This window comes from Ornithinimicrobium humiphilum, assembly GCF_006716885.1.
Lineage (GTDB): Bacteria > Actinomycetota > Actinomycetes > Actinomycetales > Dermatophilaceae > Ornithinicoccus > Ornithinicoccus humiphilus.
In genome coordinates, this window is sequence record NZ_VFPU01000001.1 from 1,056,810 (window position 1) to 1,070,430 (window position 13,621).

A 13,621-nucleotide genomic window follows, 5' to 3' on the forward strand; every position below is an offset into this window, starting at 1 on the left:
GGCAGGCCTCGGCCAGGGTGACACGATGGTGCCATGACTCAGACTGCCGCACCTAGCCGCGACCGCGCCGAGATGTTCTTCGACCCCGTGTGCCCCTGGGCCTGGATGACCTCCCGCTGGATGATGGAGGTCGAGAAGGTGCGCAACATCGACGTGACCTGGTCGGTCATGAGCCTGTCGGTGCTCAACGAGGGCCGCGACCTGCCGGAGGGCTACCGCGCCATGCTCGACCGCTCGTGGGGCCCGGTGCGCGTCATCGTCGCGGCCACCAAGGACCTGCCCGAGGACGAGGCCAACGTCCTGCGCAAGAAGATGTACGACGCCTTCGGCCAGCGCATCCACCTCGACGGCCGCGGCTCGGAGGACCTCGACGCGATCATCTCCGAGGTCGTCGACGAGCTCGGCCTGGACGCCTCCCTCAAGGAGGTCGCCGGCCGCGACGACGTCGACGACGCGCTGCGGGCCAGCCACCAGCGGGCCATGGACCTCGTCGGCGACGACGTGGGCACCCCCGTCGTGTCGGTCAACGACATCGCCTTCTTCGGCCCCGTGGTGACCCCGGCGCCCAAGGGAGAGGCCGCCGGCCAGCTCTGGGACGGCTGCGTCCTCGTGGCCGGCACCCCCGGCTTCTACGAGCTCAAGCGCACCCGCAACGCCTCGCCCGACTTCAGCTGAGGTCAGGCTCGGCGGCAGGGCCGGGAGCGACCGGTCGGGCGGGTCCCGGCCGGCGCGCCCCCGGCCCTGCTGCTGTCTCCGCGGCGCCCCTAGGCTGGGATCCTCCCCAGCACCCTTCCCCGAGATCCAGGAGAGACCCATGCGCGTCCACATCGGTGGCGACCACGCGTCCTACGAGCTGCAGCGCGACCTCGTGAGCTGGCTCGCCGAGCAGGGCCACGAGGTCGTGGACCACGGTCCCCTCGAGCTCGACCCGGCCGACGACTACCCCGTCTTCGTGCTCCGCGCGGCCGAGGCCGTCGCCGCCGACCCCGAGAGCCTGGGCGTCGTGCTCGGCGGCTCCGGCAACGGCGAGCAGATCGCCTCCAACAAGGTCGCCGGCGTCCGCGCCGCCCTGGCCTGGAAGCCCGAGCTGGCCCAGCTGGCCCGCGAGCACAACGACGCGCGCATCGTCTCCGTCGGCGCCCGCATGCACACCGTCGAGGAGGCCCGCGCCATCGTCGAGGCCTTCCTCTCGACCCCCTTCTCGGGCGACGAGCGCCACCAGCGCCGGATCGACATGATCAGCGCCTACGAGGCCGACGGCACCCTGCCGCCGCTGGCGTGAGCTGGCGCTCCCGCCGCGCGCGGGCCGCGCGGCGGGAGGCCGAGCGGTCCTGGGAGGACGCGCGCCGCCGGGCGCGCGCCGGGCAGGTCGCCGGGCTGCGCGCCCTGCTGCGCGGCGCCGACCTCCGGCTCGTCATCGACGAGCTGGAGCGGATGGCACCCGCCCCGCGGGCGGCCGCCTTCCGAATCCTGCCGCGCGACACAGGGCTGCGTGCCTTCATCGCCCTCGGCCCCGCCCTGCAGGCGGAGGTCCTCGAGCAGCTGGGCCACGACGAGGCCATCCGGCTCGTCGCCGACCTGGACCCCGACGACCGGGCCCGCACCCTCGACGGGCTGCCGGACGAGCAGGCCGCCGTCCTGCTGGAGGGTCTGTCGGAGGAGGCCCGCCGCGAGACCGAGCTGATCCTGCGCCACCCGGCCGAGAGCGTCGGTCGCTGGACCACGCCCGCGGTTGTCAGCGTGCCCGCGGACCGCACCGTGGGCGACGCCCTCGAGCTGGTGCGCACGACCGGGTCCGCCGCCGAGACCGTCTACGTCGTGCCCGTGCTCGACGAGCTGTCCCGTGTCGTCGGGGTCGTCTCGCTGCGCCGTCTCATCACCGCCGACCAGGCCACCCCGCTCAGCGCCGTCATGCGCGAGCCGATCCTGCTGCGCGCCGACGAGGACCAGGAGGTCGGTGCCCGGCTGGTCCGCGACCACGGCGCCGTCGGTGTCCCGGTCGTCGACGACGAGGACCGCCTCGTCGGCATCCTCACCGTGGACGACGCGATGCACGTGCTGGAGCTGGAGGAGGACGAGGACACCGCCCGGTCGGCCAGCCGCGCCCGCCTGGACCGCCCCTACCTCGGGACCTCGGTGCTGCAGCTGGCCCGCGGTCGCGTGCTCTGGCTGCTCGCCCTCGTGCTCGCCGCGGGCCTGACCGTCACGGTCCTCGACCGCTTCGAGGCGACGCTGGAGCAGGTCGTCACGCTCGCCCTCTTCATCCCGCTGCTCATCGGCACCGGCGGCAACGTCGGCGCGCAGTCGGCCAGCACCGTCATCCGCGCCCTGGCCGTCGAGGAGATCAGAGCCTCCGACCTGCTCGCGGTCGTGGGCAAGGAGCTCGCCACCGGCGTGACGCTCGGCGCCACCCTCGGGCTCGTCGCCTACCTGCCGGCCACCTGGTTCGCCGACAGCTCGGTCGCGCTCGTGCTCAGCCTCTCGGTCCTGGTGGTGTGCGCGCTCGCGGCCTCGGTCGGGGCGCTGATCCCGATCCTCGCCGAGCGGGCCGGCGTCGACCCGGCTGTCATGAGCGCGCCGCTCATCACCACGGTCGTCGACGCCACCGGCCTGCTCGTCTACTTCCTCATCGCCGGGCTGGTCCTGGGGATCTAGGTCCCCACGACGACGGAGGTCCCCCGCACCGCGGCGGTGCAGGGGACCTCGCGAGAGAGCTCAGGGCCGGTCGACGGAGGGGAAGTCGTCGTCCTTGCCGTCGAGCCCGTCGAGGCGGTCGCGGACCTGGTCGGCGCCACGGTCGAGGTGCTCGCCGTGCTTGCCGCCGGTGCGCTCGTCGGCGAGGTCGGTGCCGCGCTGGATCCCGTCGTCGATGCGGTCCGAGTGCTGGTCGACGGCATCGGCCGCCTTGTCCTCGTGCTTGCCGAAGGCGTCCTTGGCCTTGTCCATGAATCCCATGAGGCGGTCCTTCCGATCGGAACGGTCGCGCGAGACGACCCGTGCCCCTTCACCACAGCACGCCACGCAGGGCCTGTCGAGCCGAGGCGAAGGGAGATCAGTCGCCCAGCTCCCAGGTCACCTCGACCGTCGCCGTCACCTCGTGGTCGGCGGCGCGGACGACCGGGCCGGAGGCCATCGCCAGCCTGACGTCGGCCCGGGGGAAGGGGGAGACCGGACCGTCGCCGGTCTCGCGCACCCGCAGGACGCCGGTGACCGCCCGACCTGCCAGCGCGGCATACTGCTCGGCCCTGGCCCGGGCTTCCTCGAAGGCGAGCTCGCGCGCCCGCCGCTCGAGCTCGGTGGTGTCGGAGAGCTCGGCGCGCAGCCCGTTGACCCCGAGGGCGTCGCCGACGACCTCGCTCAGCCGGCGCACGAGGTCGCCCGCCGCGGTGGGGTCGGGGTTGCGCAGCGTGAGCGACTGGGTGGCGGTGTAGCCCACGATCCCGCCGCTGCCGGTGTGGTCGTGGCGGGCGTGCACGCCCAGGTCCGAGGTCCGCAGGTGGGTGTCGGGCAGCGCGTCGTGGCAGGCCGCGGAGGCGTCCGAGAGCGCCTGGAGAGCCTCCGCGACGGTGGCGCCGCGCCCCTCCAGCTGAAGGTCGAGCACGACGGTGTCGGGGGCCGCGCCGGCGCGGCCGGTGCCCACGACGGTGACGGTGTCGGGGGCACTGCCCCTGGGATCGGAGCTCATGGGCGCCGACCCTATCCGCCCGCGACCCGGGCGCACCACGGGTCGCGGGGGGAGGAGATGGAGCGGGTGACGGGAATCGAACCCGCGTAGCCAGTTTGGAAGACTGGGGCTCTACCATTGAGCTACACCCGCAGATGCTGCGATCGCGCCGTCCGTGGCTCGGAGCGCGCGACCGAGCCGATAGTCTAGCCCTCTGCGGACCGTGCCCCACGCACCGGTGCGCGACGGGGTATGGCGCAGCTTGGTAGCGCGTCCGCTTTGGGAGCGGAAGGCCGCCGGTTCGAATCCGGCTACCCCGACCACCTACCATGGTGAACCGACAATCGAGCCGTGCCCTGTCCACGCCCTGCACGGCACACCCCCAAGACCCTCTGGAGCACCAGCAGTGAAGAGCGCTGTCGAGACCCTGACCCCCACCCGGGTCAAGCTGACCGTCGAGGTCCCTGCCGCCGACCTCAAGCCCCGCCTGGACGCGGCCTACCGCACCATCGGCGCGCAGGTGCAGGTCCCCGGCTTCCGGAAGGGCAAGGTCCCCGCCCGCATCATCGACCAGCGCTTCGGCCGTGGCACCGTCGTGCAGGAGGCCGTCAACGAGGCCCTGCCGGAGTACTACACCCAGGCCATCGCCGAGAACGAGCTCCGCCCGCTCGGCCAGCCCGAGGTCAACCTCACCCAGCTGCCCATGGAGGACGGCCAGGACCTGACCTTCGAGGCCGAGATCGACGTGGTCCCCGCCTTCGACCTGCCCGACTTCTCCGGCATCGCCGTCGAGGTCGAGCCGGTGTCCGCGTCCGACGAGGACGTCGAGACCCGCCTCGAGGCCCTGCGCGGCCGCTTCGCGACCCTCAAGCCGATCAACCGCAAGGCCAAGACCGGCGACCACACCACGATCGACCTGTCGGCCAAGATCGGCGACGAGGAGATCGACGCCGTCACCGGTGTCTCCTACGAGATCGGCTCGGGCAACATGCTCGACGGCCTCGACAAGGCGCTGCGCGGCACCAAGGCCGGCGAGACCGTCGAGTTCACCGCTCCGCTGGCCGGTGGCGACCGCGCCGGCGAGGAGGCCGACGTCACCGTGGTCGTCCAGTCCGTCAAGGCCCGCGAGCTGCCGGCCCTCGACGACGACTTCGCCCAGCTGGCGAGCGAGCACGACACCCTCGAGGAGCTGCGCGCCGACCTGGCCAAGCAGGCCGAGCAGGCCGCGAAGTTCGAGCAGGGCATCGCCGCCCGCGACAAGGTCCTCGACACGATGCTCGAGATGGTCGACATCCCGGTCCCGGAGAACCTGGTCGAGGCCGAGGTCCACCGTCACCTCGAGGGCGAGAACCGCCTCGACGACGACACCCACCGCGCCGAGGTCACCGAGTCGACCACCAAGGCCATGAAGACCCAGTTCCTGCTCGACGCGCTCGTCGAGCGCGACGAGATCCAGGTCGACCAGGGCGAGCTCATCGAGTACATCATGATGACCGCCTCGCAGTACGGCATGTCCCCGCAGGAGTTCGCCTCCCAGCTCGAGCAGGGCGGCCAGGTCCCGGCCGTCGTCGCCGAGGTCGGCCGCCGCAAGGCGCTCGCCGCGGTGCTCGAGGCCGCGACGGTCACCGACACCGACGGCAACGTCGTCGACCTCAACGAGATCGACCCCTCCGGCGAGGGTGACGACGAGGACGACGAGGACGAGGACCTCGAGGACATCGTCGACGAGGCCGAGGTCGTCGAGGACGACAAGGCCTGACGCCAGCCACACGGCATACCTGCTGCGGCCCCTGCTCCCGACCCGGGAGCGGGGGCCGCGGCCGTTGTCAGGCTCAGCCGCCCCAGACGGCGGAGGCGCCGGTGTGCCCGGCGAGCACGGTGAGGACCAGCGTGGCGATCGCGGCGAGGGCCGTGGCGACCTGCGCGAGGAGCGTGAGCCAGGAGGGCCACCTCGAGGTCCAGCGGCGGCGGGCCGTCGGCGAGGTCGTCAGCCACAGGAGGACTGCGGCCACCGCCAGGACCGTCCCCGCGTTGCCGGCCAGCTCGCCCCAGTCGGAGTGCGTGTCGACCGCGGGGGTGTCATAGGCCGGGTCGGAGTCCTCGAGCATGTCGCCGAAGCTGACCGTCAGTCGCAGGACGATCGCGCCGAGGACCGCCAGCGCCGGCAGGCCCCAGCCGAGCCAGGTGCGGAAGCGCGGCAGCAGCACGGCCACCAGCGCAGCGACGGGCGCGACCATCCCGACGGCCACGGCGAAGTGCACCGCGAGGGGGTGGAGAGGGAGACCCATGACCATGGGGGAGGTCCTTCCTGCACAGACCTGCGACCGATGCGGGCGCCCCGCCCGTGGCGACATCCTGCTGGACCTGCAGGTCTGCGTCACGCACCCGTGCGGCGCGGCGCGGGTATGTCGTGCCCGCGGCGGTGCCGGGGCCCGCTCAGCGCCGGGCGGCCTCGGCCGTCGGCACGACGACCGCCGGCGTGGCCGAGCGCTGCTCGTGCAGCGCGAGGGCCAGGACGCTCGCGAGCACGACGACCATGCCGAGCCACTGCGTGGGCTCGGGACGGGCGCCGAAGGCGACGACGCCGACGACGGCCGCGGTGAGCGGGAAGGCGAGCTCGGCCAGCGTCGCCCGGGAGGCGGCGGTGCGGCCCAGGGCCAGGTAGTAGAGGACCATCGCGGCCAGGCCCGGCAGCAGGGCCAGCAGGGCGATCGAGGGGAGCGCCGAGAGCGGCACGGCCAGGGGCGTCGAGGTCACGGCCGCGACGACCGCCAGGGCGACGAGGCCGACGGTGAACCGCAGCGCCACGAGGTCGGCGAAGCGCAGCTCGGCGCTGGCCACGCGGCCCAGCACCGTGCCCGCGGCCCAGAGGGTCGCGGCGCCGAGCGCCAGCAGCGCCGCCCGGGCGCCGCTGACGGAGATCCCGAGCGGGTCGGGGAAGGCGAGCAGCCAGGCGCCGACGAGCGCGGGGAGGAGGAAGACGGCATACCTCGGCCGCAGGCGCTCGCCGAGGAGCACGGCGGCGAGCGCCACCGCGACGAGGGGCTGGAGCTTCTGCAGGACCTGGGGCGTGATCGGGTCCCCGAGCCGGAAGGCGGCCGTGAAGAGCACGGTGGCCAGGGCCGAGGAGCCGGCGCCGATGACGAGCACGGCGGCGATCGTCCGGGCGGAGGAGGCCCGCAGCCGGCGCACCGCGGCGGGCAGCCAGGGGCTGACGAGGAGCACGAGCAGCAGGTGCTCCCACAGCACGATGGTCAGGGACGGCAGCTCGCGCGCCAGCGGGTCGCGCCAGAGCGCCGAGAGTCCCCAGAACGAGGCGGCGAGGGCGACCATCCAGGTGCGGTCGCCACGGGTGGGGGCGGCGTTCACGCCGTCACCTTCTCATGCGGCGGGGCACGTGCTGCGCTCACGGCGAACACGGCCCGAGTCGGGGAGTGTCACGTCGGGGCCGGGCGTTAGGGTCCATAACAGGCTTCGCCAACCACCGTCGCCCACCACGTTCGGGTGGGCGGGCGGCAGACCAGGAACGAGGACGAACACATGACGCAGGAGATGAGCCCCACCATGGCCGAGCGGCCGCTCGCCGGCCTGGACGACCAGATCTACAACCGCCTCCTCCGGGAGCGGATCATCTTCCTCGGCTCCGACGTGCGCGACGACAACGCCAACGCGATCTGCGCCCAGCTGCTGCTGCTGTCGGCCGAGGACCCCGAGAGCGACATCTGGCTCTACATCAACTCCCCGGGCGGCTCCGTGACCGCCGGCATGGCGATCTACGACACCATGAAGTGGGTGCCCAACGACGTCTGCACCGTGGCGATGGGCCTGGCCGCGTCGATGGGGCAGTTCCTGCTCTCGGCCGGCACGCAGGGCAAGCGCTACGCCACCCCGCACGCCCGCGTCATGATGCACCAGCCCTCCGGCGGCATCGGCGGCACCGCCTCGGACATCAAGATCCAGGCCGAGCAGATGCTGCACATCAAGAAGCAGATGGCCGAGCTCATCGCCGAGCACACGGGGCAGACCGTGGAGCAGATCGAGAAGGACTCCGACCGCGACCGCTGGTTCACCGCGCAGGAGGCCAAGGAGTACGGCTTCGTCGACCACGTCTTCGAGTCCTCCGCCGACGCCTCCACCGGCCGCTGACGGCCCCGCCCGAGAAGGAAAGAGACACCATGACCGTCAACCCCTACGCCGGCGGCGCCTGGATGGGCAGCCCCGGCGGCCAGGCCCCGGCCGGCCCCTCCAGCCGCTACATCCTGCCGCAGTTCGAGGAGCGCACCTCCTACGGCATGAAGCGCCAGGACCCCTACACCAAGCTCTTCGAGGACCGCATCATCTTCCTCGGCGTGCAGGTGGACGACGCCTCGGCGGACGACATCATCGCCCAGCTCATCGTGCTGGAGAGCCAGGACCCCGACCGGGACATCCTGATGTACATCAACAGCCCGGGCGGCTCCTTCACGGCGCTGACCGCGATCTACGACACCATGCAGTACATCAAGCCCGACGTGCAGACGTTCGTCATCGGCCAGGCCGCCTCCGCGGCCGCCGTGCTGCTGGCCGCCGGCGCCAAGGGCAAGCGCTTCGCGCTCCCCAACGCCCGGGTGCTCATCCACCAGCCGGCGCTCATGGGCGGCGACTACGGCCAGGCGTCCGACATCGAGATCCAGGCCAACGAGGTGCTCCGCATGCGCGAGTGGCTCGAGGAGACCTGGGCCAAGCACTCCGGCCGCGACGTCGAGCAGGTCCGCAAGGACATCGAGCGCGACAAGATCCTCACCGCCGCGCAGGCCAAGGAGTACGGCCTCGTCGACGAGGTGCTCGCCTCGCGCAAGGCCTCCCTGGAGGACTGACCCCTCGCGCCCTGGAGCCCGTCACCCCGCGTGGGTGGCGGGCTCCTGGCATGCCCGGGTATGCCGTGGTGCACCGCGAGGCGGTGACGCCGGTCGCACGCGCGTGGTCCAAGATGGCTCGGTGGGGAACCTCGAAGCGCCGCTGGGATGGGTGACGCGTGCCCTGGGCCTCCTGCTCGCCGCGGTGGCGCTCACCGCCCTCGTCGCGCCGCGCAACACCTGGTTCGTCCTGCCCCCGGTCGTCGTCTGGGTCTCGACCGCCGCCGTGCTGCTCCTCGTCGCCGTGGGCCGCCGACCGGCACGCGCCGCCGCAGGGCTGGTGGCCCGCCGCCCCGGGACCTGCGTCGCGCTCGGGACGGTGGTCGGTGGTGCGCTGACGGCGCTCCACCTGCCGCTGGCGCTCGTCGACTTCGGGTGGGACGCCCGCAGCGTCTACTGGGCGGCCGAACGCTGGGTCCAGGGGACCGAGCAGACCGCTGCGGGGCTGGAGTACTTCGCCAAGTTCCCCAACAACATCCCGCTCCTCGCCTACGAGGGCACCGTGCTCCGGGTCGGCGCGGGCCTGGGCCTCTCCTCCACCTCGGCGCTGCTGGCGGCCCAGCTCGGGTGCGTGCTGGTGATCCTGTGGTGCCTCGGCAGCACCCTCGTCCGGCTGGGGCGCCCTGGCGCGGTCTGGCCGGTGCAGGCGCTCACGACCATGCTGCTCGGCCTCAACGCCAACCTGTCGATGCCCTACTCCGACGTGCCGGCCGCCGCGGCGGTGGCGGTGGCCCTGTGGGCCGCCGTGCGGGCGGGGACCGGGGCGGGCCGACGCTGGTGGGCGCCGGCCCTCCTGGCGCTCGTCGTGGCCGTGGCCTTCAAGGCGTATGCCGTGGCGCTGGCCGTCGGGGCGCTCGCCCTCGTGCCGGGGCTGGTGCGTCGCAAGGGCGTCCTGGTCGCCACCGGCACGGTCCTGCTGGCGGGCGCCGGGCTGGTGGCCGGGGTGATGACCCTCCACGGCGTCGCGGCCCGGGCGGTCGACCTGACCGCCGGGACGCGCGCCACGGCCGAGCCCGCCTACCCGCCGCTGCACTTCCTCGGCATGGGGACCTACGACTCCGGCGACCCGTCGCCGACGCGGACCTACGGGGGCTGGTCGGAGAAGTACGTCCGGGCCACCGGCGGCGAGCTCGACCCGCAGGCGCGGGAGGCGATGCTGCGCAGGATGGTGCGGGACCAGATCGTCGAGCGCGGCGTGGCGGGCAACGTGAGCTTCTTCGCGCGGAAGGTGGCGTGGACCTGGGGCGACGGCACGTTCTGGGCGTTCGGCGAGGGGACGGACAAGGACGCGGTGGGAGCGCTCGGTCCGGAGTGGTCGTCCGCGCAGCGCTGGTTCGTGGGCTCGGGGGAGCCCTACCAGCGGTGGACGGCACCGGTCACCCAGGGCGTCTGGGTCGCCACGCTGCTCCTGACCGCGGTCGGTGCGTGGCGCTCGCGGGACCGGGCGTGGGTCCCCGTCTGCGCGCTCGGCCTGGTGACGCTGACGGCATACCTGACCCTGTTCGAGAGCCGGCCGCGCTACCTCGTCGCCCTGCTCCCGCTCCTCCTGCTGCTGACCGGGCTCACGACCGGGAGGGTCGTTGCGCTGAGAGCGGACTCCCGGCAACACGCCTCGGCCCAGAGCGGAATGCGCTGGGAGTCTGACCCCGGGCGAGGTACCGTCGTGGCAAGGACGGACGACCCCGGGCAGGGCCTGCAGCGGTCGTCCACCGACGTAGATCGAAGGGACAGTCCGCGTGGCACGTATGGGTGAGAGCAGCGACCTGCTCAAGTGCTCCTTCTGCGGGAAGAGCCAGAAGCAGGTCAAGAAGCTGATCGCCGGACCCGGCGTGTACATCTGCGACGAGTGCATCGATCTGTGTAACGAGATCATCGAGGAGGAGCTCGCCGAGTCCTCCGACCTCGGGCTGGGCCAGCTGCCCAAGCCGCGCGAGATCTTCGACTTCCTCCAGCAGTACGTCGTCGGCCAGGACGCCGCCAAGCGTGCGCTCGCCGTCGCCGTCTACAACCACTACAAGCGGATCCAGGCGGGCGAGAACCGCGTCGGCGAGGACGCCGTCGAGATCGCCAAGTCCAACATCCTGCTCATCGGCCCGACCGGCTGCGGCAAGACCTATCTCGCCCAGACCCTGGCCAAGATGCTCAACGTCCCCTTCGCCATCGCCGACGCGACGGCGCTGACCGAGGCCGGCTACGTCGGCGAGGACGTCGAGAACATCCTCCTCAAGCTGATCCAGGCCGCCGACTTCGACGTCAAGAAGGCCGAGACCGGCATCATCTACATCGACGAGATCGACAAGATCGCCCGCAAGAGCGAGAACCCCTCGATCACGCGCGACGTCTCCGGCGAGGGCGTGCAGCAGGCGCTGCTGAAGATCCTCGAGGGCACGGTGGCCAGCGTCCCGCCGCAGGGCGGCCGCAAGCACCCGCACCAGGAGTTCATCCAGATCGACACCGGCAACGTGCTCTTCATCGTCGGCGGCGCCTTCGCCGGCATGGAGAAGATCATCGAGGCCCGCGCCGGCAAGCAGGGCCTCGGCTTCGGCGCCGAGCTCAAGGCCGCCAAGGACGCCGCCGAGCAGTTCGGCGACGTGCTGCCCGAGGACCTCATGAAGTTCGGGCTCATCCCCGAGTTCATCGGTCGCCTGCCCGTCATCACCACCGTCGCCCCGCTCGACCGCGACGCCCTGGTCAACATCCTCACCGAGCCGCGCAACGCGCTCATCAAGCAGTACCAGCGGATGTTCGAGATCGACGGCGTGGAGCTGGAGTTCGAGGACGACGCGCTCGAGGCCATCGCCGACCAGGCGCTGCTGCGCGGCACGGGTGCCCGTGGCCTGCGCGCGATCCTCGAGGAGGTGCTGCTGCCGGTGATGTTCGACGTCCCCTCCGACGACGAGATCGCCAAGGTGGTCATCACCCGCGAGGTCGTCCTCGAGAACGTCAACCCCACGATCGTCCGCCGCGACGTGCCCCCGCGCAAGCGTCAGCAGCGCAAGGAGAGCGCCTGACGGTCGCCGGTCGGGCGGCGGGTCCGCCGTCCTGACGCTTCTACGTCGACGACCCGGTTTCTTCCCGGGCCGTCGTTCGTCTCCTGGCGACGTGCGCGTCGCCGCGACGTGCCCGACCGAGACGGGCGACCGTCGACCTACGCCCGACGGTCGAGCAGTCGCACGTAGACCACCAGGCAGCCCGCGGCCAGCGCCAGGCCGACGATGCCGGGGACCGCCCCGCCTGCGCCGGTCGAGACCAGCCCGAGCAGACCGGCCACGGCCCACACGACGGCACCGACACCGGCGACGGCGGCCGTCCGCAGCCCCCAGCGGTGCAGCACGGAGGTCGGTAGCGGGGCCTGCGCCGGGACCGAGGCGGCCAGCGCCGCGCCGACGTGCACGAGCAGCAGCCCGACCGCCGCCGGGAGCAGCGCCCAGTGCCAGGTCGCCTCGACCCCCGCCCACCAGGAAGCCACCCCGAAGACGAGGAAGAGGCCGGGCATCAGGGTGTGCGGCTGCAGCACGACCAGGCCGCCGAAGAGCACGAGCACCGCCCAGGACAGCGGGTTGCCGCCTCCGGCCAGCGCCAGCGCCAGCGTGAAGAGCAGCGCACCCGCGAGGCTGGCTCCCCGGGCCACGAGGTGGCCTCGGCTGGCAGAGCGCACGTCGACCCACAGGTCCAGGAGGTCCCTCACGCCGTCCTCCCCGCGGTCCGGCCGCGTCGGCCCAACCGGCGCAGCACGAGGTCGAGCGAGCCGGGGCCCAGCCAGGGGACGACCGGGACGCCCTGGGCCTGGATGGCCCGGATCTCCCGGTCGCGCTCGAGCATCCGGATGCGCCAGGCGTCGCGGGCGAGGGCGTCGCGCTCGGCGCTCGGGGCGACCGTCCCGTCGGTCGGGTCGACGAGCGCGTCGACGACGACGACCGACAGGCCGCGTCGGGCGAGGGTCGCGGCCTGTGTGAGCGCGTCGGGGGAGACGAGCGCGGAGACCATGACGACGAGCGTGCCGTCGCCGACCCCGAGGTGGACCCGGCGCGGGTCGGTCTCCTCGGCCACCGAGGGCACGATGCGGCAGAGGGTGTCGAGGATCCGGACCCCGTGCCGCTTGCCCGTGCCGACGGGCACGGTCAACGGGGTGCGGCCGGACAGCACCCGCAGGCTCACCCGGTCACCCTGGTGCAGGAAGTGCTCCGCGACCGCTGCCGCGGCCCGCACGGACCGGTCCAGCGAGCTCGGGCGCCCGCGCACGCCCTCGGAGCGACCGAGGTCGTAGTGGGCGTCGACGAGGACGGCCACGTGCGTGTCCTGGTCGGCGAAGGTCGAGGTGACGTAGAGCCCCTCGCCGCGGGTGGAGCGGGCCCAGTGGATCCGGCGCAGGCGGTCGCCGACCTGGAAGGGGCGCAGGGTCGCGAACTCCGTGCCGTCGCCGGGTCGCGACGACCGGTGCGTGCCGACCAGGCCCTGCGGCCGCGGGGCCGGGGCGCGGGAGTCGAAGGCCGTGGGCAGGGGCAGCGTGCGCAGCGCGAGGGCGTCCTCGGTCACCGGCCCGAAGCGGTAGGACCCCCAGTCGCCGACCGCGGCCAGCTGCAGGGGACCGACGCGGCGCAGGCCCCAGCGGGTGGCCCGGATGCCGAGCACGACCCGCTGCGGGGTCCCGGCCGGTCGCCCCGCGACGTCCACGACGGCACTGGCGTGGGTGACCGGCAGCCCGTCGGCGTCGTCGACGGCGCGGACCTTCTCGGTCGGCACGCCCTCGACCCAGGGTGTGGGGGAGAGGGCCGCGGCCACCAGGTCGGCCCCCGGCACCGCGGCCACCTCGGCGACGGCCAGCGCCTGCTCGCCCTCGCGGACCTGCCGGTGCGAGAGCGAGAAGCGGCGCTCGGGCAGGTCCTTCGGGCGCGTCACCAGGCTCCAGCCCAGCACCACCGCGATCGGGGCGACCAGGACGAGCAGGTCGGGCCGGCGCCACAGCAGCGCCACCGGCACGGTCAGCGCGACCACCGTCAGGCACCGCACCAGGGCGGGCGTCGGCCGCCAGCGGTCGGCGGAGTAGGGGCTCATGGGGAGA

Annotated in this window: 14 protein-coding genes and 2 tRNA genes; 9 read left to right on the forward strand and 7 right to left on the reverse strand. The window is 73.1% G+C overall.

Features of this window, described 5'->3' with window-relative positions; translation table 11 throughout:
- The first annotated feature begins 33 nt into the window (after positions 1–33).
- The 3 genes from FB476_RS04900 (at position 34) to mgtE (ending at position 2,655) form a co-directional block, all read left to right on the forward strand.
- Complete coding sequence (locus FB476_RS04900) at positions 34–675, forward strand: mycothiol-dependent nitroreductase Rv2466c family protein (protein WP_141817787.1); 642 nt, start codon at positions 34–36, stop codon at positions 673–675.
- Between the two features lie 139 nt (positions 676–814).
- Complete coding sequence (locus tag FB476_RS04905; protein ID WP_141817788.1) at positions 815–1,282, forward strand: ribose-5-phosphate isomerase; 468 nt, start codon at positions 815–817, stop codon at positions 1,280–1,282.
- A complete protein-coding gene (gene mgtE / locus FB476_RS04910; protein ID WP_141817789.1) occupies positions 1,279–2,655 on the forward strand; it encodes a magnesium transporter in 1,377 nt (458 codons plus the stop codon). Before FB476_RS04905 ends, mgtE begins: the two co-directional genes overlap by 4 nt.
- A 60-nt stretch (positions 2,656–2,715) precedes the next feature.
- On the opposite strand, the gene FB476_RS04915 is transcribed toward mgtE, so the two are convergent.
- From FB476_RS04915 to FB476_RS04925, 3 genes are all read right to left on the reverse strand, one after another.
- Positions 2,716–2,955 (reverse strand): antitoxin, encoded by a 240-nt coding sequence (locus FB476_RS04915; protein WP_202876904.1) that lies wholly within the window; start codon positions 2,953–2,955, stop codon positions 2,716–2,718.
- Positions 2,956–3,052: 97 nt separating this feature from the next.
- Complete coding sequence (locus tag FB476_RS04920; protein ID WP_141817790.1) at positions 3,053–3,685, reverse strand: SIMPL domain-containing protein; 633 nt, start codon at positions 3,683–3,685, stop codon at positions 3,053–3,055.
- A gap of 58 nt (positions 3,686–3,743) precedes the next feature.
- Positions 3,744–3,817: transfer RNA gene (locus tag FB476_RS04925), tRNA-Gly, on the reverse strand.
- A 93-nt stretch (positions 3,818–3,910) separates the two neighbouring features.
- On the opposite strand from FB476_RS04925, the gene FB476_RS04930 reads away from it, so the two are divergent.
- Positions 3,911–3,987, forward strand: a tRNA-Pro gene (locus FB476_RS04930).
- Between the two features lie 83 nt (positions 3,988–4,070).
- Positions 4,071–5,423: a trigger factor gene (gene tig, locus FB476_RS04935; protein ID WP_141817791.1), complete on the forward strand. Its 1,353-nt coding sequence runs from the start codon at positions 4,071–4,073 to the stop codon at positions 5,421–5,423.
- A 73-nt stretch (positions 5,424–5,496) separates the two neighbouring features.
- On the opposite strand, the gene FB476_RS04940 is transcribed toward tig, so the two are convergent.
- The gene (locus tag FB476_RS04940) at positions 5,497–5,952 is read right to left on the reverse strand and encodes a hypothetical protein (protein WP_141817792.1); all 456 of its coding nucleotides are present in this window, start codon (positions 5,950–5,952) and stop codon (positions 5,497–5,499) included.
- Positions 5,953–6,100: 148 nt separating this feature from the next.
- A complete protein-coding gene (locus tag FB476_RS04945) occupies positions 6,101–7,033 on the reverse strand; it encodes a DMT family transporter (RefSeq protein WP_238329554.1) in 933 nt (310 codons plus the stop codon).
- A 171-nt stretch (positions 7,034–7,204) separates the two neighbouring features.
- On the opposite strand from FB476_RS04945, the gene FB476_RS04950 reads away from it, so the two are divergent.
- The 4 genes from FB476_RS04950 (at position 7,205) to clpX (ending at position 11,570) form a co-directional block, all read left to right on the forward strand.
- On the forward strand, positions 7,205–7,810 hold the full coding sequence (locus FB476_RS04950; protein WP_141817793.1) for an ATP-dependent Clp protease proteolytic subunit: 606 nt from the start codon (positions 7,205–7,207) through the stop codon (positions 7,808–7,810).
- Positions 7,811–7,872: 62 nt separating this feature from the next.
- Positions 7,873–8,520: an ATP-dependent Clp protease proteolytic subunit gene (locus FB476_RS04955; protein ID WP_141819883.1), complete on the forward strand. Its 648-nt coding sequence runs from the start codon at positions 7,873–7,875 to the stop codon at positions 8,518–8,520.
- Between the two features lie 121 nt (positions 8,521–8,641).
- A complete protein-coding gene (locus FB476_RS04960; protein ID WP_141817794.1) occupies positions 8,642–10,312 on the forward strand; it encodes a hypothetical protein in 1,671 nt (556 codons plus the stop codon).
- Positions 10,296–11,570: an ATP-dependent Clp protease ATP-binding subunit ClpX gene (clpX, locus tag FB476_RS04965; protein ID WP_141817795.1), complete on the forward strand. Its 1,275-nt coding sequence runs from the start codon at positions 10,296–10,298 to the stop codon at positions 11,568–11,570. Before FB476_RS04960 ends, clpX begins: the two co-directional genes overlap by 17 nt.
- Before the next feature lie 137 nt (positions 11,571–11,707).
- Here clpX and FB476_RS04970 read toward each other — a convergent pair whose 3' ends face one another.
- Together FB476_RS04970 and FB476_RS04975 are read right to left on the reverse strand one after the other, a co-directional pair.
- Positions 11,708–12,247 carry a hypothetical protein gene (locus FB476_RS04970; RefSeq protein ID WP_141817796.1) on the reverse strand — a complete coding sequence of 180 codons (540 nt, stop codon included), beginning with the start codon at positions 12,245–12,247 and terminating at the stop codon, positions 11,708–11,710.
- Entirely contained in the window at positions 12,244–13,614 is a 1,371-nt protein-coding gene (locus FB476_RS04975) for a DUF58 domain-containing protein (RefSeq protein WP_141817797.1), read from the reverse strand. Before FB476_RS04975 ends, FB476_RS04970 begins: the two co-directional genes overlap by 4 nt.
- Positions 13,615–13,621: the final 7 nt, after the last annotated feature.